This window comes from Microbacterium sp. NPDC078428 (assembly GCF_044542535.1).
Taxonomy (GTDB): Bacteria; Actinomycetota; Actinomycetes; order Actinomycetales; family Microbacteriaceae; genus Microbacterium; species Microbacterium limosum.
Map to the genome: position 1 here is coordinate 105482 of NZ_JBITUP010000003.1, position 20289 is coordinate 125770.

Annotated in this window: 19 protein-coding genes; 16 read left to right on the plus strand and 3 right to left on the minus strand. The window is 67.9% G+C overall.

Annotation, left to right across the window (positions count from 1 at the left end):
* Positions 1–4 precede the first annotated feature (4 nt).
* The 12 genes from ACIGCK_RS06890 to ACIGCK_RS06945 all read left to right on the plus strand — a co-directional run bounded on the left by ACIGCK_RS06890 (position 5) and on the right by ACIGCK_RS06945 (position 12696).
* Entirely contained in the window at positions 5–409 is a 405-nt protein-coding gene (locus ACIGCK_RS06890; RefSeq protein ID WP_028495386.1) for a four-helix bundle copper-binding protein, read from the plus strand.
* A 33-nt stretch (positions 410–442) separates the two neighbouring features.
* On the plus strand, positions 443–1060 hold the full coding sequence (locus ACIGCK_RS06895) for a DUF305 domain-containing protein (RefSeq protein ID WP_028495387.1): 618 nt from the start codon (positions 443–445) through the stop codon (positions 1058–1060).
* Between the two features lie 159 nt (positions 1061–1219).
* Positions 1220–1471, plus strand: coding sequence for a metal-sensitive transcriptional regulator (locus tag ACIGCK_RS06900; RefSeq protein ID WP_396665307.1), 252 nt, complete (start codon positions 1220–1222; stop codon positions 1469–1471).
* Between the two features lie 31 nt (positions 1472–1502).
* A complete protein-coding gene (locus ACIGCK_RS06905; RefSeq protein ID WP_028495389.1) occupies positions 1503–1829 on the plus strand; it encodes a heavy-metal-associated domain-containing protein in 327 nt (108 codons plus the stop codon).
* A complete protein-coding gene (locus tag ACIGCK_RS06910; RefSeq protein ID WP_396664886.1) occupies positions 1826–4099 on the plus strand; it encodes a heavy metal translocating P-type ATPase in 2274 nt (757 codons plus the stop codon). The genes ACIGCK_RS06905 and ACIGCK_RS06910 overlap by 4 nt, the downstream gene beginning before the upstream one ends.
* 71 nt (positions 4100–4170) lie before the next feature.
* A complete protein-coding gene (locus ACIGCK_RS06915) occupies positions 4171–4587 on the plus strand; it encodes a DUF6153 family protein (RefSeq protein WP_396664888.1) in 417 nt (138 codons plus the stop codon).
* A gap of 91 nt (positions 4588–4678) precedes the next feature.
* Positions 4679–5263, plus strand: coding sequence for a DUF305 domain-containing protein (locus ACIGCK_RS06920; protein WP_396664890.1), 585 nt, complete (start codon positions 4679–4681; stop codon positions 5261–5263).
* A gap of 56 nt (positions 5264–5319) precedes the next feature.
* Positions 5320–6201: a hypothetical protein gene (locus ACIGCK_RS06925; protein WP_183498608.1), complete on the plus strand. Its 882-nt coding sequence runs from the start codon at positions 5320–5322 to the stop codon at positions 6199–6201.
* Positions 6202–6236: 35 nt separating this feature from the next.
* A complete protein-coding gene (locus tag ACIGCK_RS06930; protein ID WP_396664892.1) occupies positions 6237–8747 on the plus strand; it encodes a heavy metal translocating P-type ATPase in 2511 nt (836 codons plus the stop codon).
* Positions 8748–8783: 36 nt separating this feature from the next.
* A complete protein-coding gene (locus ACIGCK_RS06935) occupies positions 8784–8969 on the plus strand; it encodes a YHS domain-containing protein (protein ID WP_081782656.1) in 186 nt (61 codons plus the stop codon).
* A gap of 316 nt (positions 8970–9285) precedes the next feature.
* Positions 9286–9531 carry an SHOCT domain-containing protein gene (locus ACIGCK_RS06940; protein WP_183498610.1) on the plus strand — a complete coding sequence of 82 codons (246 nt, stop codon included), beginning with the start codon at positions 9286–9288 and terminating at the stop codon, positions 9529–9531.
* 414 nt (positions 9532–9945) lie between these two features.
* A complete protein-coding gene (locus tag ACIGCK_RS06945; RefSeq protein WP_302792523.1) occupies positions 9946–12696 on the plus strand; it encodes an AAA family ATPase in 2751 nt (916 codons plus the stop codon).
* 48 nt (positions 12697–12744) lie between these two features.
* Here ACIGCK_RS06945 and ACIGCK_RS06950 read toward each other — a convergent pair whose 3' ends face one another.
* Positions 12745–12924, minus strand: coding sequence for a helix-turn-helix domain-containing protein (locus ACIGCK_RS06950; protein ID WP_241748168.1), 180 nt, complete (start codon positions 12922–12924; stop codon positions 12745–12747).
* A 120-nt stretch (positions 12925–13044) separates the two neighbouring features.
* On the opposite strand from ACIGCK_RS06950, the gene ACIGCK_RS06955 reads away from it, so the two are divergent.
* The 3 genes from ACIGCK_RS06955 (at position 13045) to rpsA (ending at position 16122) form a co-directional block, all read left to right on the plus strand.
* Positions 13045–13677: a hypothetical protein gene (locus ACIGCK_RS06955; protein ID WP_206686736.1), complete on the plus strand. Its 633-nt coding sequence runs from the start codon at positions 13045–13047 to the stop codon at positions 13675–13677.
* A 353-nt stretch (positions 13678–14030) separates the two neighbouring features.
* Positions 14031–14450: a hypothetical protein gene (locus ACIGCK_RS06960; RefSeq protein WP_396664894.1), complete on the plus strand. Its 420-nt coding sequence runs from the start codon at positions 14031–14033 to the stop codon at positions 14448–14450.
* Positions 14451–14673: 223 nt separating this feature from the next.
* Positions 14674–16122, plus strand: a complete 1449-nt coding sequence (gene rpsA, locus ACIGCK_RS06965) for a 30S ribosomal protein S1 (protein ID WP_396664896.1) — start codon at positions 14674–14676, stop codon at positions 16120–16122.
* 77 nt (positions 16123–16199) lie between these two features.
* Here the strand turns inward: rpsA and ACIGCK_RS06970 are convergent, their stop codons facing one another.
* Positions 16200–16907, minus strand: a complete 708-nt coding sequence (locus tag ACIGCK_RS06970; RefSeq protein ID WP_396664897.1) for an SDR family oxidoreductase — start codon at positions 16905–16907, stop codon at positions 16200–16202.
* A complete protein-coding gene (locus tag ACIGCK_RS06975; protein ID WP_396664899.1) occupies positions 16904–18901 on the minus strand; it encodes an FAD/NAD(P)-binding protein in 1998 nt (665 codons plus the stop codon). The genes ACIGCK_RS06970 and ACIGCK_RS06975 overlap by 4 nt, the downstream gene beginning before the upstream one ends.
* Positions 18902–19085: 184 nt before the next feature.
* Between ACIGCK_RS06975 and ACIGCK_RS06980 the strand changes: the two genes are divergently transcribed.
* Entirely contained in the window at positions 19086–20246 is a 1161-nt protein-coding gene (locus ACIGCK_RS06980) for an ABC transporter substrate-binding protein (protein WP_396664901.1), read from the plus strand.
* Positions 20247–20289 lie beyond the last annotated feature (43 nt).

Sequence of the window (20289 nt, forward strand, 5' to 3'; positions counted from 1 at the left end):
GGCCATGACGGTCACCGAGGACATGCTGCGCACCTACCCGAAGAGTCTCGGGAATGTTGATGAGAGGGCGCTGGCGCGTTGTATCGACGCGTGTGTGGAGTGCGCGCAGGCCTGCACTGCGTGCGCGGACGCTTGCTTGAGCGAGGAGATGGTCGCGGAGCTGACGAAGTGCATTCGCACCAATCTGGACTGCGCAGACCTGTGCGCGGTCACGGCGCGTGTGCTGTCACGGCACACCGGGTACGACGCGAACATCACCCGCGCGGCCGTGGAAGCGTGCCGATCGGCATGTAGAGCATGCGCAGACGAGTGCGAGCGTCACGCAGACATGCACGAGCACTGCCGTGTGTGCGCGGAATCATGCCGACGCTGCGAGCAGGCCTGTGAGGAACTGCTGCGCAGCCTGTAGAGCGTCAGATCGAGCAAAGAAAGGACGCCTCTGATGTCGAAAACCGATAACGATCAGCACACCCCAGATCACCAACACTCGGAAGACGACAAGCCCCGCACGTCGGGTGCAATGTACCTGCGATTTGCGGCGATGATCCTCACTGCCATGGTCGTCATGTACTGGGTCATGTTCGTGGGCTCATGGGAGTGGAGCCACATCCGCTTCAGTCAGAGCCGGGTGTTCATGGCCGTCACCATGGGCGGCGCCATGGTGCTCGTGATGATCGCCTGGATGCTGAACATGTACAAGAACACCAAGGCGAACATCGCCATCGTCGGCGTCGGTATCCTCCTGATCGCCGGAGGCGCGTTTCTCGATCGCAGCCAGATCACCGTCGGCGACACCTCGTTCATGAACGCAATGATCCCGCACCACTCCCTCGCCATCACCCGATCCGAGCGCGCACAGATACAAGACGTGCGAGTCTGCGAGCTGGCCGTCGAGATCATCGAGGCGCAGAAACGGGAGATCCTCCTGATGGACTGGCTTATCGACGACATTCAAACCAACGGGCCGGCAACCACCCCGGAAGAGGCAGCCTCGCGAGCCGCGCCAAGCTTCTCCGGACAAGCAGACCGAAGCTGCGCGAACGAGGCCACCACCGAGTAGTTCAGGACTGTCCGCCGCCGGACGCGCGGGGCCTTCCCGCTGACGGGCGTGCGTGAGACATTCCTCGGCCCCTGCGCGCTAAGCGTGACATAGCGCCCTCTATACCCTAGGGGGGTATAGCATGTAGTCGTGAACGGGTAGGCGGGCAACAAGGATGATCTGCTTAAGCGGCTGAGCCGTGCCGAAGGGCAGGTGCGCGGCATCGCGCGAATGGTCGACAACGACAAGTACTGCATCGACATCCTCACCCAGGTATCGGCGGCGACGAGCGCGCTGGAGACGGTCGCGTTGTCGCTGCTGGCGGATCATCTGTCCCACTGCGTCGCTGAGGCTGCAGCTGAAGGCGGCCCGGTCGCCGAAGAGAAGATCCGAGAAGCGAACGAGGCGATCGCTCGCCTTGTCCGCTCCTGACGTCTACCCCTGAACCGAAAGGACACACATCATGACCACGAACGAGCGCACTGACCTGGGCCTGATCGACTCCGCCGCCGGATGCAGCTGCTGCGCCGCGGCATCCGTCCCCGACAAGCAGCCCGCGGCATCTACGATCACCGAAGAACTGCTGGTTGAGGGGATGACCTGCTCGCACTGCGTGATGAGCGTCACCGAGGAGATCTCCGCGATCGACGGTGTCGACAACGTCTCGGTCGACCTGAACGCCGGCGGCACCTCACGGGTCACGATCCACAGCGCCGCGCCGATCGATGCCGCACGCGTGCGAGCCGCGGTGGAGGAGGCGGGGTACGCCCTCGCCGGCACACCCGCATGAGCACCGTCGATGTGGACCTCGATATCTCGGGGATGACCTGCGCATCCTGCGCGACCCGGATCGAGCGCAAGCTCAACAAGATCCCGGGGGTGGAGGCGACGGTCAATTACGCGACCGAGAAGGCGCGCGTGCACGCCGACGGCGTGGAGACGGCGCAGCTGATCGCGGCGGTCGAATCCGCCGGCTACTCCGCGGCGCTTCCCGCGCCGATCATCGATGAGTCCGCATCGGCCGCAACACCTGCCGACGACGTCGAGCTGGTTACCCTGCGCCGCCGGCTGCTGATCAGCACGGCCCTGGCCGTGCCGGTCGCGCTGATGTCGATGATCCCGGTGCTGCAGTTCACGAACTGGCAGTGGCTCGCGCTGACCCTGACCGCGCCGGTCGCGGTGTGGGGCGCCTGGCCGTTCCACCGTGCCGCGTTCGTGAATGCCCGCCACGGCGCCGCCACCATGGACACGCTGATCAGCCTCGGGGTGATCGCCGCATTCGGTTGGTCGCTGTACGCGCTGTTCTTCGGGATGGCGGGGATGCCGGGCATGCACATGACCTTCACCCTCTTCGGCAGCCCGGAAGCGGGAAGCGGGGAGATCTACCTGGAAGTCGCCGCCCTCGTCACGGTGTTCATCCTGGCCGGCCGGTACGCCGAAGCCCGGGCGAAGAAGTCCTCCTCCGAGGCGTTGCGCGCCCTGCTCGAACTCGGCGCCAAGGACGCCACGCGCCTCGTCGGCGGGGTGGAGCAGCGTGTTCCGGTCGCACAGCTTGCCGTCGGGGACCGGGTGCTGGTGCGCCCCGGCGAGAAGATCCCCTCGGACGGGCTCGTCGTCGACGGCGCCTCGGCGATCGACGCCAGCATGCTGACCGGGGAATCCGTGCCGGTCGAGGTCACCGTCGGATCCCGCGTCGTGGGCGCCACCGTGAACGTTGGCGGACGCCTGATCGTCGAGATCACGAGGGTCGGGGCGGACACGGAGCTGGCGCGGATGCAGCGGCTGATGGATGACGCTCAGACCGGCAAGGCGCGCGTGCAGCGTCTCGCCGACCGGGTCTCGGCCGTGTTCGTTCCGATCGTGATCCTCCTGGCGATCGTCGCTTTCGTCGGGTGGATGCTGGTCGGTGGGTCCGTCGAGGTCGCGTTCACTGCTGCGGTGGCGACGCTGATCATCGCTTGCCCGTGCGCGCTGGGCTTGGCGACGCCGACCGCGCTGCTGGTCGGAACCGGGCGCGGGTCACAGCTGGGGATCCTTATTCGTGGGCCGCAGGTGCTCGAGCAGACTCGTCAGGTCGACACGATCGTGCTGGACAAGACCGGAACTATCACCCGGGGCGCGATGACCGTCACCACCGTCTCGGCGGCGCCCGGCGTTACTGATGACGAGCTGCTGCGGATCGCCGCTGGCGCGGAGTGGGGATCCGAACACCCCGTGGCGCGGGCCATCGTGAGTGCTCATGGTGGCGCGGCGCCGGTGGCGGAGTCGTTCGCGTCGCACGCCGGGTTCGGCGTCCAGGCCGTTCTGGAAGGCTCGCTGGTCGTGGCTGGACGCCCGGCGTGGGCGGAGGACCAGTGGTCCGTGCATCTTCCGATCCGTTTCCGCGGTGAGGCTGAGGTGCTGGAGGCTGCTGGGGGCACGGTGATCGCGGTCGCCCGCGACGGGGAATTCCTTGGCATCGTCGCGGTCTCCGACGCCGTCAAGCCGACCAGCGCGGACGCGATCGCCCGATTCCGTGCCCTGGGCCTGCGTCCCGTGCTGCTTACCGGCGACAACGCCGGCGCCGCCGAACATATCGCGGGTCTGGTCGGGATCGATGAGGTTCGGGCTGGGGTCACCCCTGCAGGAAAGCTCGAGGTTATCCGCGAACTCCAATCCGCGGGGCGCGTGGTGGCCATGGTCGGCGACGGTGTGAACGATGCCGCCGCCCTCGCCGCGGCCGACCTCGGCATCGCGATGGGGGGCGGGACGGACGCCGCCATCGCCGCCAGCGACGTGACCATCGCCTCCGGCGACCTCCTGGTTGTCGCGGACGCTATCCGGCTTTCGCGTCGCACCCTGGGTACCATCAAGGGCAACCTGTTCTGGGCGTTCGCGTACAACATCGCCGCGATCCCGATCGCGATGCTTGGCCTGCTCAACCCCCTGGTTGCCGCCGCAGCGATGGCCCTGTCGTCGGTGTTCGTGGTGACCAACAGCCTCCGCCTGCGACGGTTCCGACCAGCGCCGGCGCCGACGGTGCCCGCCGTACCCGTGGCGCGGGTACCGCAGCCCGCCTGAGACCTGGCGGCTGGCGGTTCCACGCCGGCCGCCAGGGACGATTACCCTGAAGGCAAGGAGGTGAGTTCTCGATGATCGCTCTCGCGCAGCATTTGCGCCGCAGCCCGCACGGGCTGGGCCGGTCTGTGCTGCTGCTCATCGCCCTCACCGCCGCGCTCATCATCGGTCTGCTCGCGATGCACGCGCTCGACGCGCCGACCGCGCATGCGGATCCTGCCGCCGCCGTTTCCGTGCAGGAAGCCGGCGCCGCCCACGGCCACGATGCGCCACCGGCCGATGACGGCTGCCCGGACTGCGGGGGGCATGAAGCCATGCTCGCGATGGCGTGCGTCCTTGCCCTCCTGGTCGTATCGCTGCTGTTCCTTCTGCCCCGCGCTGGCGTCAGCTGGGGTGTCGTGTTCGGCCGCGCCGGACCCCTCATGGTCGCCGGCCGGGCAGCGCTGTCCCGACCACCCTCTCTTCTCGTTCTCTGCATCAGTCGTACGTGATTGCAGCTCGCTGACCCGTTGAGGGCAGCCGAGCTTTCGCGCGCGATCACACCGATCGTGCGCGCCACACAGACGACTGAGGAGATATCAAATGAAGAACCGTGCCGCGGCGACCGCCGCGATCACCCTGACAGCCCTGCTCGCCCTCGCCGGCTGCGCCGGCACCACCGGCAGCGGCGGGATGGACAACATGCCCGGAATGGGCTCGTCGGCGTCTCCCGCTGCCGACGTGAACAACGCCGACATGCAGTTCACGATGATGATGATTCCCCATCACGAACAAGCCGTTGAGATGGCCGACATGATCCTCGGCAAGGACGGCATCGACGAGCGCGTCATCACCCTGGCGGAGCAGATCAAGGCCGCGCAAGGTCCGGAGATCGAGCTGATGGAGTCCTGGCTCGATGACTGGGGCACCCCGATGGGGGACATGGGCGGCATGGACCACGGGATGATGTCCGACACCGACATGCAAGCCCTCGAGGACGCCAGTGGTGTGGAGGCGTCCCGCCTCTTCCTGGAGCAGATGATCGTCCACCATCAGGGCGCGATCGAGATGGCGCAGACCGAGGTCGAGAACGGCCAGAACGCCGACGTGATCGCCCTCGCAGAGGCCATCATCGCCTCGCAGACCACGGAGATCACCACGATGGAGGACATTCTCGCGACACTCTGACCGTCAGGGGCCGGCCGTACCCGACGGCCGGCCCCTGACCCAGGGAGACCGCCACCATGAAGACACATACACGCACTCTCGCCGCTTTTGGCCTCGCCACCACGGTTGTCCTGACCGCCGCCGCATGCGCGGCTGTACCCGAGAATGAGACCTCGCTCGATCTCATCCCGCACGTCCACGACGTCGCTTTCGACCCGGACGGGGCGGTGTTGGTCGGCGCACACACCGGTGTCTACCGGGTCGACCCGACGACGGACGACACCTCCCTGGTCGGGAAGACCACCTTCGATGCGATGGGACTGACCGTCCACGCGGACACCATCCTCGCGTCCGGCCACCCTGACCCGGCCAACCAGGACCACACCTTCACTGCCCCCAACGTGGGCCTGGTCCGCTACAGCGACGCCGGCTGGGAACAGGTGTCGCTGGCCGGGGTCACCGACTTCCACCTGCTCGCCGCCACCCCCGCCGCCCCCGACTTCCTCCTCGGGCTTCCGTCCGACCGGGCGGTCCTCGCGGCGAGCAGTGATGCCGGGCAGACCTGGGAGGACCTTGGCCCGCTGACGGCACGGGACATCAGCATCGACCCGATGAAAGCCGATGTGGTCACTGCCACCACTCCGGAGGGTCTGGTGGTCAGCCGCGACGGCGGCATCACCTTCACCGCGGTCGCCAACGCCCCGGCGCTTCTGGTGATCACGGCCGACCCGACAGCGGAGGAGGGCATCATCGGGGTCGATGCGGACGGCACGATCTGGACCGGAAGCACGACCGAGGGGGCCGTCTGGAAGACCGCCGGGCACGCCACCGGCGCCGCTTCGGCAATCGCGGCCAGCTTCGACGGAGCTGTCGCCATCGCTGACGAGGGCGGAGTGCGCATAACCACCGACGCCGGGAACACCTGGCGGACTGTCATCAGGACGGACGCTTCGCAATGAACCCGACGTCCGCCGATCACCGAGAAGAGAAGACCATGAGCAACGCGACGCGAACCGTGGTGTTGGAAGTCGAGGGGTTGTCCTGGGCGTCCTCCAAGGCCACGGTCGAGGCCACCCTGCTGCGGCAGGCGGGTGTCACTGATGTCGAGGCGAACCCGGTCTCCCAGACCGCGAACGTGACCTACAACCCGGAGCTGACCTCCCAGGCTCAGCTGCGGCAGTGGATCATCGAGTGCGGCTACCACTGCGCCGGGCAGTCCGTCCCCGAGCACATCTGCGATCCCGCCGACGACCCCACCCGGCCGGCGCACACCGACCACCGCCCGCCCCTGACCGAACCACACGTGCCGGCGCCCGGCGATGCACGGCCCCTGGGCCCGGCGAGCCCGGCTCACGATCACGCCGCGATGACCAGCCCCGCACCTGTAGGCGGCGAGACCCCCGCGAGCCAGGGCCCACACCAAGCTCCGGATCACGGCGGCCACGAGGTGGCAGACCGCAGCATGCAGGATGTGATGGGGCACGGCGGAAGCCACGCGGGAATGTCCATGGCGTCGATGATCCGCGATATGCGCAACCGTTTCATCGTGGCCGCCGTGCTGTCCGTGCCGATCATCTTGTGGTCCCCGATCGGCCGGGAGGTGCTGGGGTTCACCGTGCCCGCACCGTTCGGGCTGCGCGATGACGTTTTCTCGCTGATCCTCTCGCTGCCGGTGATCTTCTACTCCGCCTGGATCTTCTTCGATGGTGCTTTCCGCGCGCTCCGAGCCCGGACCCTGGACATGATGGTGCTGGTCGCGGTCGGTGTCGGCACCGGCTGGCTGTACAGCGTGGCGGTCACCCTCACCGGCGGCGGTGAAGTGTTCTATGAGGCAGCCACCGTGCTTGCCGCCTTCGTTCTGCTCGGCCACTGGGTGGAGATGCGCGCCCGCGGCGGGGCGAACGACGCGATTCGCACCCTGCTCGAGCTCGCCCCTCCCCGCGCCGTCGTGCTCCGCGACGGCGAAGAGGTCGAGGTGCCCACCGCCGACGTCGTCCCCGGCGATCTCATGCTGGTGCGACCCGGCGCGAAGATCCCGACCGACGGCACCGTCGAAGAAGGCGACTCGGAGATCGACGAATCGATGGTGACCGGAGAGAGCCTGCCGGTCCTCAAGACGCCCGGCTCCGAGGTGATCGGGGCCACCGTCAACACCACCGGGACCCTCCGGGTGCGGGCCACCAAGGTCGGCGCCGACACCGCCCTCGCGCAGATCGTCGCCCTCGTTCAGGAAGCGCAGAACTCCAAGGCCCCCGGGCAACGCCTCGCCGACCGTGCCGCGTTCTGGCTGGTCCTGGTCGCCCTGATCGGCGGCACGGTCACCTTCCTGGCCTGGTGGCTCACCGGCGCGCCGGTGCCCACGGCGATCCTGTTCGCCATCACCGTCGTGGTGATCACCTGCCCCGACGCGCTCGGCCTGGCCACACCGACTGCGATCATGGTCGGCACCGGACTCGGCGCCAAACGCGGCGTGCTGTTCAAGAACGCCAGCGCCCTGGAATCCGCTGCCCATATCGATATGGTCGTCCTCGACAAGACCGGCACTCTGACCAAGGGCGAACCCGAAGTCACGGACTACCTGCCGATCGGCATGAACGACATCGAACTGCTCTCCCTCGCGGCCGCAGCGGAACGCGAATCTGAGCATCCGCTCGCCAGGGCGGTCGTCGCCTACGCCGACGCCCGCAACATCCCCCGACGCACCGCCAGCGCATTCCGGAACGTGACCGGGCTCGGCGCGGTCGCCACCGTCGACGGCCACCGCGTGGTGATGGGCAACACCCGTTTGATGGCCGACGAGGGCATCGACATCAGCCCCATCGAGGCAGCCCTCCACGGACTGGCCTCCACCGGACGCACCGCCATCGCATTCGCGGTGGACGGCGAGGCAGCGGGGGTGATCGCGCTGGCGGACGCGCCGCGAGAAACCGCCGCCGCAGCGGTCACGGCCCTGCACGAGGCTGGCATCGAGGTCGTCATGCTCACCGGCGACAACGAACCCACGGCAAAGCGGATCGCTTCCCTGTTGGGCATCGACACCGTGATCGCCGAAGTCCTCCCCGAGGACAAGTCCGCACGGATCGCCGAGCTGCAACGGGCGGGCAAGAAGGTTGCCATGGTCGGCGACGGCGTGAACGACGCCCCCGCCCTCGCTCAAGCAGACCTGGGCATCGCCATCGGCGCAGGAACCGATGTGGCCATCGAGACTGCTGATGTCGTTCTGATGCGCTCCGACCCGCTCGACGTCGCGATCGCGCTGCGGATCGGAAAAGGCACCGTTCGCAAGATGCGACAGAACCTCGGCTGGGCCATCGGCTACAACGCCGTTGCCCTCCCGATCGCCGCCGGCGTGTTCGTCTCCTCGCTGGGGATCATGCTCAGCCCGGAGATCGCCGCCATCTCCATGTCCGGCTCCAGCGTCATCGTCGCCGTCAACGCGCTCCTGCTCAAGAGGCTGCGCCTGCCCTCACCTCCCGCTCCCGCTCCCGCTCCCGCAGCATCCTGACGGTCCCCTGCCTGACCCCAACCCGAGGAGAATCCCATGACACACCACACCGACGACACGACCGACAACACAGTATTAGTCACTGACCCGGTCTGCGGAATGCTGATCGACCCCGCCACAGCCGCCACAACCCGAGAGCACGGCGGCACCACGTTCTACTTCTGCTCAATCGGATGCGCCAAGGCTTTCGACGCCGATCCCCACCGATACGGACACCCGTGAGCTATCGCCGAGACCGAGGAACCGTCCACCGTCAGGCTGGCTGGGAGCTCGTGTCCGGATGGTGCCTGAAACGCTGTTTTCGTTAGCATCCATCGCGAAGAGGCCGCACACGCGCCTCGCATGTCTTTACGTCGATCACCCACGACACGCGGTTTCGGAGCCGTCGACTTGGCAATCATCAATGTCCCCGGGAAGGTTCATGAGAAGTATGCCGTGCTTTGCACCGCGGGACGTTCGACCTATAGGGACGCTCAAGCTTCAGCGCAAGCTGGAGTCACGGATCGGCCAGGCAGGCGGATAGAAGGGCGGTCAGCTCATGATGTACGGAAACGGCTTCGGGTGGGGCTGGATGTGGTTCGGCGGCGTGATGTTGCTGCTCATCTTGGCGGCAGTCATCATCTTGATCGTCCGCACCGCAGCTTCAGGTTCGTCTCCGCGTGGGGGACAGGTTCCGTCGGCGCCGAACACAGCGCGTCAGATCGCCGAGGAACGCCTTGCGCGCGGCGAGATCACCCCAGACGAATTTCGACAGGTCGTGCGGGCGCTCGAAGAACGCACCTGAGCACGGTCCCGTCCGACGGGTCAGCCGGGGTGCAGTTGGAGCGTTCGACGCAATAGGACCCTCGTTCTGTCTGCGGGTCGTGGCGAGCAAGCCCATAGTCGTTCAGCGCCATTCGAGACCGCGGGGAGACTCGAGCGTCGGCGACACGCGAATCGAAACTTCGCCTCAAGAGATCGCCCTGGTCGCCATGCGGCCTCGATCGAGCAGCGCAACACAACGCACAACCCGGCGGCTGCCACCGACAGCGTCGGAGCCGAAACGGTCCAAGTCCGGAACACCGATGAACAGCAATGCACGCAGGCACCCATCGCGGTGGGGCGCCTGATCGGTACCATTTAGGCGCATCCCGCCACAGGTACCTTCAAGGCGTAAAACGTCCTGGCCAAACGTAAAAACCAGCCCTACTCTGACTGCATGCGAGGTGGCCTTGAGCGGTGGAAGCGTGGGGTTGAGTCCCGAGGGGTACGACACGCGATTGCGTACGCGCTCGAGGGGACCTGTGACGCTCATCTCCAGCACGCGTCCGGTGGTGATGCGCTCGAAGCGTATGGTCTGGCATCGGACTCGACTGTTGCGCGTTTCGTCGTCGACCACGGCCGCATCTCCGCCGACGAACTCACTGCCGGCGGGCTTCGTGTGTGGATCACGGGCCACGACCCTGTCAGTGGTGAGGAGCGCGGCCGGCAACGGCTGAGCGCTGACGCCGACCTCTTGCTGGACGGCACGCTCAATCACCCGAAGTCGTACAGCATCGCTGCGTTGCTGCATCCGGAACTCGCGACCGAGTTTGAGGCGCTGCAGGACCGGCTGCGGGATCAAATCCTGCTGACCTGGCAGCGCGAGCTGAACGCGCGCCGTGGTCACGGTGGGCTGATCCGAGAGGACATCACCCGCATCGAGGTCGTCGAGCTGCAGCATCGTCGCTCACGGGCGCTGGACCCGCACGCTCACCGTCATATGTGGTTGAACATCAAGGTCCTCGGTGAGGACGGCAAGTGGTCGAACGTCGACTCACGCGTCGCGATGAAGCTGCACACGGTGATCAATGCCGAAGGCGATCTCGCTGCCCGCACTGACCCGCAGTGGATGGCCGCCCTCGCGCGCCACGGATTCACTCTCGATGACGACGGAGAGGTGGCGCAGCTCGCCGGAGCGGTACGGCCCTTCTCGCGTCGGTCAGCGCAAATCGAGCGGAACCGAGCGAGGCTGGTTGCGGTATGGACCGCCGAGCACGACGGTGCGCGCCCCAGCATCCGGGTTCTGACGCAGATTGACCGTCGAGCGTGGGCGATGTCGCGCCCGAACAAGCCGGCCCACCTGGACGAGCAGTCCTGGGAGGCAACGGTCCGCGACGAGCTGGAGGTTATCGATCCAGCACTCACCCGCGATCGGTCTCCGATCGCGCACACCGCGACGCCGACGGACGCGCTGGACCTAGATCTGCTGTCGGATGCTGCGGTCGTAGACGCCGACGCGCGGTCGACCCGTTCTGGCGGCCGGTTCAGCTCGTTCGATCTTCGTGCCGGCGCCATTCGCGCCCTCTCGCGCAGCGGCGTGATCGCGCCGCGCGACACGTTGACCGCGACGATCGACGAGATCTCCGAACGAGCGCATCGCAAGTCCGTGCGCCTCGCTGGGGGCGCGGACATTCCCGGTCACGTGAAGGCGTACATGGCGACCGAGACGATGCGCCTGAAGATCCGTCTCTCAGGGCGCCTCGATGCTCTCGCCTCACCCGGCCGCTCACTCCTGCCGACCGAGCTAGGTCGTGCCGCAGCATCCATCGAGGACATCGACACCCTGGATGCCTCGCAGCTCGCAGCAGCGGGCGCGATCGCGGGGAGGGGTGGGCTGGTGGCGGTCACCGGGCCGGCTGGCGCGGGCAAGACCACGATGTTGCGCGTCGCATACGCGGGACTGGCAGGACAGCGGCGACGGATGCTGGTGGTCGCGCCGACCCGGAAGGCGGCATCGGTCGCATCGCGCGAAGTCGGTGCCGCGGCCTCGAGCCTGCACGCGCTGCTCGCCGACCACGGCTACCGCTGGCACACTGACTCCGCCGGAGCCCAAGTCTGGGCGCGTCTGTCCCGCGGCGAGGCGGACCCGACGACGGGGGTTGTCTACGACGGGCCAGCCAGATTCGTCCTCCGGAGGGGCGATCGGATCGTGGTGGATGAGGCCGGCATGGTCGACCTGCAGACTGCGGCCGCGCTTGTCGATCTCGCCCTCGAGCACGGTGTCGGCGTGGCGATGGTGGGAGACCCGAACCAGGCACTCCCGGTCGGGCATGCAGGAGCGATGGCATCCGCGGTGCGCTACGCGACAGCATCCGTCGAACTCGACACCGTGCACCGGTTCAGCGATCCCGAGTACGCCGCGCTCACGCTGCGCGTCCGCAACCCCCGCGACCGCGACGACGCACTCCAAGTCGCGGGGGAGTTGCTCGAACACGGGCACGTGCAGCGGGTGGCCAGCGCGGAGGAAGCACGCGACGCAATGGTCGCGGCCTACTTCGATTGGCACGCCCGCAGCAAGCGCGTTGCGCTGGTCGCCGGTACCAATGATGAGGCGGACGCGATCAACGACGCCATCCAGCAACGACGGGTCAATGACGGTGAGCTGGATCCCACGACGCTGGCGCTGGGGATGGGGGAGCAGCACATCCTGGTTGGCGACATCGTGCAGACCCGCCGCAATGATCCGCGCACCGGGGTTGAGAATCGTGCGCAATGGGTGGTGCGCAACATTTGGGATGCAAGCATTGACCTCGCCTCGGTCGGTGACAGTGGTGAGATTCGCCGGGTGAGCCGCGAATACGCGCTCGATCACCTGCAACTTGCGTACGCGTCGACGGTGCATGGCATTCAAGGCGAGACGACGGATGCCGCAGTGGTGGGGCCGGATGTCGACGCGGCCGGCCTCTACGTCGGCCTGACGCGCGGGCGGCACCAGAACGTGGCCGTCACGATCGCCCGGACCGACCAGGATGCGATCGGCAACATCGGCGCGACGATGATGCGCGGCACGACCGAGCTGACGATCCAGGACGCGATGCGCGCGGCAGACGCCGAGCTGCGGCGAGCGGCACGCGCGCGATCACTCGAGGCGTCGACACCATGGGTTACGCCGAACTCTTCTGCCTCGCGCGGCGGGCTGTCGCTCTGAGGGCCCTCTCCTGGTCCGTGATCCAGAAACGTCAGGAGCAACTCGTGATCAGGCGTCGACGCCGAACACGCGCAGGAGTGCGGCGCGCGGGATCATTCGCCGCAGCCCCAGTTGGACCGACGGAATAGTCCCGTTCTCCATGCCCAACTTGATCGTGCGGTAGTCGACGCCGACGAGCTTCGCGGCATCCTTCATCGTCAGAGCCAGACAATCCGATGAGCGATTCATGGCCTTCCTCACGTTTGAGCCAACAGCGTCAGTCTCCCTTCGACGCAAAGTACCACAGATGTGAGCCAAGATCGACAGTCATCTTCGCGAATTCTCCGGCGGAGTGGAATAGTGGGTTCCATGGCGGAGCTGCAGACGTACGACATCGGTGACGAGCGGATCGATCTCGGGAGCGGAGTGAGCGTGCCGCGATCGTGGCACGCACGCGTATCGGGCGAAAAGGATGTCCCTGGCACGATCACGGTACGCGTGGAGTGGGATGCAGCACTCGGTCGCTCCGCTGTCGCATTCGCCGCCCTCGAGCGCGAGGGGGGAGGCGTCGACATCACGAGCCAGGTGCTGCGTGAAGTCCGCACGCACTGGATCATGACGAATTCAGCACTCGATGTGGTCACAGTGGATGTCGGCGAGAGCCAGCCCATCGGTGCCCGAGTGTTCCTCGCTCGCCAACTCGCTCGGGAAGGACGCGAGCAAAGAGACTCCATCCTCGACGCGATCGCGATCTACCGCGTCGCGACCGCTCTCAGCTACCCTCCGCTCAAGCTCGTCTCCGACACTCTGAAGATCAGTCAGAGCACTGCGACGCGCTTCATGAGTCGCGCGCGCGATATCGGCCTTGCGCCGGAGGTCCGAATCCAGGAGCCCCGGCGAGCACCAACCGTCGACCGGTACTTCCCCGGTGCCGGACCGTACGACCCCAGCCGGCCACACAGTGGACCCTCCAGTCCCGGCGGGCCATCAATCGGCCTATGACGCAAGAGTCGTCCCCTGGATCGTCATGTGACATCGCAGAGGTAATCGGGATGGGGCGGTAACTTGGCCTTTGCCCACATTTTGCCCACATTTGAAACCGACACGTGTCGATAACTTGGTGCATAGAACCGCATAAAAACAATGATTCTCGGCCGCGTCAACCTGCAGATTTGACTCAAAAACGCTCTCTCACGGCGGTAACGCGGGTTCGAATCCCGCTGGGGTCACAACACCAGAAGAAGCCCGGTTCTCACGAGCCGGGCTTCTTCTTCTCCGCACGTAGGCGACGGACCGGACGCGCCGACTGTGCACAGACGCCGGGGCCGTTGCTCGCCCCCTGCCATACTGGCCGCGTGAACACAGCAAAGCTCATCGGCGCGGCCTTCGTCGTCGCGGCCGCACTGACCCTCGCCGGCTGCGCGGGGGAGACCACCCCCAGCGGTTCCCCGTCCTCGTCCGCACCGAGTGAAAGCCCCGCGACGCCCGTGATCGCTCCCGTCACCATGGATGCCGGCGACCTCCAAGGCGCCACCGTCGACCTCGTCGTCGGGCAGGTCCTCAACATCGACACCGGAGACCTCGCCGTCGACAGCTACACCGGTGAGGTCGCCGACACCGCCGTGGCCGTCTTCGTGCAGGGGCGCGAGGATGGCAGCGCCGTCTTCAACCCCGGGATCGAGGCGCGCTCCGCCGGCACGACGGAGGTCACGATGACGAACGCGCAGGGCGGCATTCAGCCCCTGCAGTTCACCGTCGAGGTCACCGCCCGCTGAGCCTGCCGGCGAGCCCGCTCGGCGCCGTCGAGCGGGCTCGCTTGTCCCTGCGGGCGGCCATGCCGTTCTGATACCCTGGGGTGTCACTTGTGTCGCGGCTCCGTCGTGCGCGTGTGGCGATCCCAATCGAATCCGCTTCGCCTCCACGGTCATCGTCGTGCCCTTCGGGTCGGCGCTGTGCCGCGGGGCCCGAGATACCAACCCAACAAGGACAACCCACTACATGACTACCGCAACGACCGCCCCGGCCACCAAGCAGGTCGCGATCAACGACATCGGATCTGCCGAAGACTTTCTGGCCGCGGTCGAGAAGACCCTGAAGTTCTTCAACGACGGAGACCTCATCGAAGGCACCGTCGTGAAGATCGACCGCGACGAGGTGCTCCTCGACGTCGGATACAAGACCGAGGGTGTCATCCCCTCCCGCGAACTTTCCATCAAGCACGACGTGGACCCCAACGAGGTCGTCCAGCTCGGCGACGCCGTCGAGGCGCTCGTCCTCCAGAAGGAGGACAAGGAAGGGCGCCTCATCCTCTCGAAGAAGCGCGCGCAGTACGAGCGTGCGTGGGGCGATGTCGAGAAGATCAAGGAGAACGACGGTGTCGTCACCGGTCAGGTGATCGAGGTCGTCAAGGGCGGCCTCATCGTCGACATCGGCCTCCGCGGCTTCCTTCCCGCGTCGCTGATCGACCTCCGCCGCGTGCGCGACCTGACCCCGTTCCTGGGCCAGGAGATCGAGGCGAAGATCCTCGAGCTCGACAAGAACCGCAACAACGTCGTCCTCTCGCGTCGTGCGCTGCTCGAGCAGACGCAGTCGGAGACCCGCACGAACTTCCTGAACGCCCTGCACAAGGGCCAGGTCCGCAAGGGAACGGTCTCCTCGATCGTCAACTTCGGTGCGTTCGTCGACCTGGGCGGCGTGGACGGCCTGGTTCACGTGTCCGAGCTGTCGTGGAAGCACATCGAGCACGCCTCCGAGGTCGTCGAGGTGGGCCAGGAGGTCACCGTCGAGATCCTCGAGGTCGACCTCGACCGCGAGCGCGTGTCGCTCTCGCTCAAGGCGACGCAGGAGGACCCGTGGCAGGTCTTCGCCCGCACCCACGCGATCGGCCAGGTCGCGCCGGGTAAGGTCACCAAGCTCGTTCCGTTCGGTGCGTTCGTCCGCGTCGCTGACGGCATCGAGGGCCTCGTGCATATCTCCGAGCTTTCGGGCAAGCACGTCGAGCTCGCCGAGCAGGTCGTCTCGGTGGGCGAGGAGGTGTTCGTCAAGGTCATCGACATCGACCTCGAGCGCCGCCGCATCTCGCTCTCGCTGAAGCAGGCGAACGACTCGGTCGACCCCAACGGCACCGAGTTCGACCCCGCCCTCTACGGCATGGCGACGGAGTATGACGAGAACGGGGAGTACAAGTACCCCGAAGGGTTCGACCCCGAGACCAACCAGTGGAAGGACGGCTTCGACGAGCAGCGCCTCGCGTGGGAGGCGGAGTACGCCGCCGCGCAGGCTCGCTGGGAGGCCCACAAGGCCCAGGTCGCCAAGACCATGGAGGCCGAGGCGCAGTCCGCCGCCGACTTCGGCGCCGGTGCGTTCACGAGCGACTCGTCGGGCGCGGGCACCCTCGCCGACGACGAGGCCCTCGCCGCGCTGCGCGAGAAGCTCTCGGGTCGCTGAGCCGACACCACACGAGAACGGGGTCGGAGCCTTCGGGCTCCGGCCCCGTTCTGTCGTTCGGCCCGGCGGCGGTGGGCTCAGAGGCGCGAGACCTCGACGCGCGGACGCACCGCGAGGTCCGTGAGCTGCACATCGGCGGGCGCATCGACGACGAACCGCACGGCCTGAGCCACCGACGCGGGGCGGATGTACCGTTCCGGCTCGTAGGCGCCCCCGACCGTGGCGATCATGTCGCGCAGCATGGCGGTGTCGGTCTGGCCGGGCGCGATCGTCACGACACGGATCCTCGACGGCGCCTCGTCGATCCTCAGCACGTCCGCAAGCCCACGCAGGGCGTGCTTGGTGGCGGTGTACACCGCGCTGCCGGGCACCGGACGCGTGCCGGCGCCCGAGCCGATGAACACGACGGTGCCCGCGCTACGGCGCAGCAGCGGAAGCACGGCGCGCGTCAGGAGGGCGGGGCCGGTGACGTTGGTGGCCAGCTGGAGCGCCCAGTCCTCGGCATCCGCCGTGTCGACGCGCCGGGCGCGCGACACGGCCGCGGCGTGCACGAGCACGTCCAGTCGGTCGAGGGACCCGCCGAGGCCGTCGAGGGACGCGGCATCCGTCATGTCGACCGCGGCGGTGTCGCACCCGGTGCGCAGGGTGAGGTCCTCGAGCGCCGCGACCGAGCGGCCCGTGGCGATCACCCGATGTGTGCGCGAGAGGTCGGCGACGATCTCGCCGCCCATCCCGCCGGTGGCCCCCGTCACAAGGGCGACGGGGCGGTTCGTGTCGTTCGTCACCGGTGAACTCCTGAGTAGGGGGCGGATGCCGCGGCGAGCGCGACCTCGAGCGCGCTGCGCGCGACCCTGTCGGTCTCACGCAGCATGGTCGGGTCGGTGCCCGGCATCGGGCTGATGATGGCGTCGTGCATGACCTCGTCGATCGGGATCCCCGCGATGTGGAGCGCCCGATCGGGGGAGCCGTCGGGATGGAGCACGATGCCGGTGGACGGATGCACGTCGAAGCCCCCCGTCACGATCGATCCGCCGGAGCGCCCGGCGACCCTGAACGGGCGGATGCGCCCCGCCGCATGGAGGGAGTGGACGAGCGGGTCGTCGCTGGCGGCGATGTCGTGGAAGTGCATCCATGCATCGATCAGGACGGGGGAGCGCACCTCCGAGCCCGCGACGGCGGGGGAGCTCGCCACGAACGAGCCGTCGATCACCCGCACCGATGCGGCCGGACCGATGAATCGGACGACGCCCGCACGGACGAGAGCCAGCAGCTGACGGGACCGGAACGCCGGCGGGCCGGAGCCGAACGTCGCGCCGACCGAGTGAAGGAGCCGGAAGCCGCCCTCGCGGGACTCGGCGTCGAAGCCGCCGAAGGCGCCGATCCTGCTCGCGGGTCCCCGAGCCGACGCGATCGACCAGAGGGCCGCCTTCAACGGTGAGTCGACGCCCCTCTCGGCCTCGGCGAGGTCGGCCGCGACGAACGCCTCCACCCACCCGTCGAACTCCTCCGGCGAGCCGAACCCCGACGGGGCGGGGTGCAGAGCCGCGGCGAGATCCAGCCGATCCGCGGGATCCGGTACGAACGGCGCGACCGCTGCCGTGAGGGCGTCGAGCTCGCCGGGCGCGCGCTCGATCGCCGCGAGCACGTCCTCGATCGGCGCGAGCAGGGCGCCGGGCGCCACGCGCGCGAGTGTGACGTAGTAGTCGGAGAACGCGTCCTTGAGGATCAGCGGCCACAGCCGGGCGTCGAAATCGATGGGGCGCGCCGCGGAGGTGTCGAACGAGCGCAGATGGCGCTGCTCGGCGCGAGGCGGCAGGCCGCGGTAGAGGCTCTTGGCGCGGTAGGGGATGCCGCGGTGCGACGTCACGTGCAGCACCGGCTCACGCCCCGAGGGGAGGTAGCGCAGACCCCCCGGTGCGTCCGGGTCGGGGGCGAACGCCCCGCCCCTGCCGATGGTCAGGAGCGCCATCGTGTCGAAGAAGCCCATCCCGAGCCCCCGGACGATGACGTCGGCGCCGTCCGGGACACCCGTCAGGTCCTGGTCGGCGGGGCTGTCCGGCCGCACCCACACGAGTCCCTCGTCGGCGGCGAGGGCTTCGAGGATCTCGCGCTCCGCGGGCGTGGGAGCCCGCGGCATCCAGCCCGTCGCGGCGACCACCGCGTCGACGCTCAGCTTCTCTCCGGAGGCGAACGTCAGCAGTTGTCGACCGTCGGCTTCGTCGACCGAGACGACGCGTCCGAGGTGAGTGCGCACGTCGACGCCGTCGGGCAGCCGGGCGAGCACGCCGGAGAGGAACCACGAGATGTACTCGCCGTAGAGCGCGCGACTCGGGTGCGACTCGGGCAGCCATTCGCGCAGCTCGTCGCGGTACCGGTCCGCGACGAGCCGCGGGAACGGGACGACGTCGAAGACGGCGATGTGGTCGGCGGAGATCGTCTCGAGCGCGCGCCTCGACCGTGCGGTCGGATTCGAGCGATGGGCCACGAGCACGCCCCACTCCCACAGGGTGGGTCCCGTCCGCACCGGGCCCGTCATCGTGACCGAGTCGTCGGTGAACAGCGTCACCGCGTGGGCCAGCGTGTTCGTGCACAGCTCGCGCGGCTGGTCCGTGCGCCAGATGCGGCCGGCGCCGATCTGCGTGTCGTCGATGAGGTGGACGGTCAGGCCGGCGCCGAGCGCCTCGCCCGATTCGGCATGCGCGACGATCCGCTCGAGCAGGGACACCCCGCGAGGACCCGCGCCGATCAGCGCGATCGCGGGGCGGTTGCCGGGTGTCATCCCTCCTGTATACGCGCTCGTCGGCCGCGGGACGAAGTCGACCGGCGCTTGCGTGTGCTTGTGTTACGGCTCGATTCGTCGGCGGCTGCGGCACGAGCGAGCATAGGAGGGCGCGTGGCTTCGCTCCCCGCGCCGGGCACCGCATGACGCGCTGTCCGAGTCCTTCGCACCGTGAGGTCATCCCATGAGAATCTCCCCCCGTCTCCTCGCCTGGAGCGCCGCCGTAGCCGTGACCACCCTCGCCCTGGCCGGATGCGCGGGGGAGAGCGGCACGGAGGGAGGCGCGCCCTCGGGGGAGCCCGTCGTCTTCGGCGTGTCCGGACCGCTGACCGGGAACCAGGCCGAGTACGGCAAGAACTGGCAGGAGGGCTTCGAGATCGCCCTCGACGAGATCAACGCGGAGGGCGGCATCGACGGCCGCGAGGTTCAGCTGGACTTCCAGGACAGCCAGGGCGAGGCCGCACAGGCGACGACGATCGCGCAGCGCTTCGTGAGCGACGAGAACGTCCTCGCGGTGCTGGGGGACTTCTCGTCCGCGACGTCCATGGTGGCGAGCCCCCTCTACCAGCGTGGCGGCCTCCTCCAGCTGGGCATCACCAACTCCCACCCCGACTTCACGACGACCGGCGACTACATCTTCAGCCCCAGCATTACGCAGGAGGTCGAGGCGCGGGTCGTCGCCGACGCCGCCGGCGAGCTGGGCGACGACATCGCCGTCTTCTACCTCAACACCGACTGGGGCAACACGGCCTTCGAGGTCCTCGAGGACCAGATCGCCGCCAACGGCGACGAGATCGCCTACTCTACGCCGGTCGAGGAGGCATCCACCGACTTCCGGCCGCAGCTCGTGCAGGCGCGCGACGCCGGCGCCGACGTCGCGATCATCTACACGTACTACGCCACCACCGCGCTGCTCGCGCAGCAGGCCGAGCAGGCCGGTTTCGACGTGCCGTTCGTGGCCGTCGGCTCCAACTACTCGCAGCAGCTGCTCGACCTCGCACAGGAGGCTGCGGACGGCATCTACGTCGACACGTCCTTCTACCCGGAGTCGGACGACCCGGCCGTCACGGGCTTCGTCGAGGCGTACACCGAGAAGTTCGGGTACGCGCCCAACCTCTTCGCCGCGTACGCCTACGACGGCCTGAAGCAGCTCGCCTGGGCCGCCGAGAACGCGGAGACCCTCGACCGCGAGGGAATCCGCAACGCTCTGCGCGACGGCGAGGGCATCCCCTCGATCATCTACGGCGAGGCCGCCTACAACGACGAGCGCCGGATCGACAGCCCGCCGTTCGTGTGGCTGCAGGTGCAGGACGGCGCCTTCGTCGAGACCGACGACCTCGGCTGACGCCGACGCGGGGGCGCCGGTGCACCTGACGCCCCCGCGTTCG

What these genes read in the sequence shown, in the direction of transcription:
- ACIGCK_RS06890 (WP_028495386.1), top strand. Translation starts at nt 5, where the DNA reads ATGACGGTCACCGAGGACATGCTGCGCACCTACCCGAAGAGTCTCGGG.
- ACIGCK_RS06895 (WP_028495387.1), top strand. Translation starts at nt 443, where the DNA reads ATGTCGAAAACCGATAACGATCAGCACACCCCAGATCACCAACACTCG.
- ACIGCK_RS06905 (WP_028495389.1), top strand. Translation starts at nt 1,503, where the DNA reads ATGACCACGAACGAGCGCACTGACCTGGGCCTGATCGACTCCGCCGCC.
- ACIGCK_RS06910 (WP_396664886.1), top strand. Translation starts at nt 1,826, where the DNA reads ATGAGCACCGTCGATGTGGACCTCGATATCTCGGGGATGACCTGCGCA.
- ACIGCK_RS06915 (WP_396664888.1), top strand. Translation starts at nt 4,171, where the DNA reads ATGATCGCTCTCGCGCAGCATTTGCGCCGCAGCCCGCACGGGCTGGGC.
- ACIGCK_RS06920 (WP_396664890.1), top strand. Translation starts at nt 4,679, where the DNA reads ATGAAGAACCGTGCCGCGGCGACCGCCGCGATCACCCTGACAGCCCTG.
- ACIGCK_RS06925 (WP_183498608.1), top strand. Translation starts at nt 5,320, where the DNA reads ATGAAGACACATACACGCACTCTCGCCGCTTTTGGCCTCGCCACCACG.
- ACIGCK_RS06930 (WP_396664892.1), top strand. Translation starts at nt 6,237, where the DNA reads ATGAGCAACGCGACGCGAACCGTGGTGTTGGAAGTCGAGGGGTTGTCC.
- ACIGCK_RS06935 (WP_081782656.1), top strand. Translation starts at nt 8,784, where the DNA reads ATGACACACCACACCGACGACACGACCGACAACACAGTATTAGTCACT.
- ACIGCK_RS06940 (WP_183498610.1), top strand. Translation starts at nt 9,286, where the DNA reads ATGATGTACGGAAACGGCTTCGGGTGGGGCTGGATGTGGTTCGGCGGC.
- ACIGCK_RS06945 (WP_302792523.1), top strand. Translation starts at nt 9,946, where the DNA reads ATGCGAGGTGGCCTTGAGCGGTGGAAGCGTGGGGTTGAGTCCCGAGGG.
- ACIGCK_RS06950 (WP_241748168.1), bottom strand. Translation starts at nt 12,924, where the DNA reads ATGAATCGCTCATCGGATTGTCTGGCTCTGACGATGAAGGATGCCGCG.
- ACIGCK_RS06955 (WP_206686736.1), top strand. Translation starts at nt 13,045, where the DNA reads ATGGCGGAGCTGCAGACGTACGACATCGGTGACGAGCGGATCGATCTC.
- rpsA (WP_396664896.1), top strand. Translation starts at nt 14,674, where the DNA reads ATGACTACCGCAACGACCGCCCCGGCCACCAAGCAGGTCGCGATCAAC.
- ACIGCK_RS06975 (WP_396664899.1), bottom strand. Translation starts at nt 18,901, where the DNA reads ATGACACCCGGCAACCGCCCCGCGATCGCGCTGATCGGCGCGGGTCCT.
- ACIGCK_RS06980 (WP_396664901.1), top strand. Translation starts at nt 19,086, where the DNA reads ATGAGAATCTCCCCCCGTCTCCTCGCCTGGAGCGCCGCCGTAGCCGTG.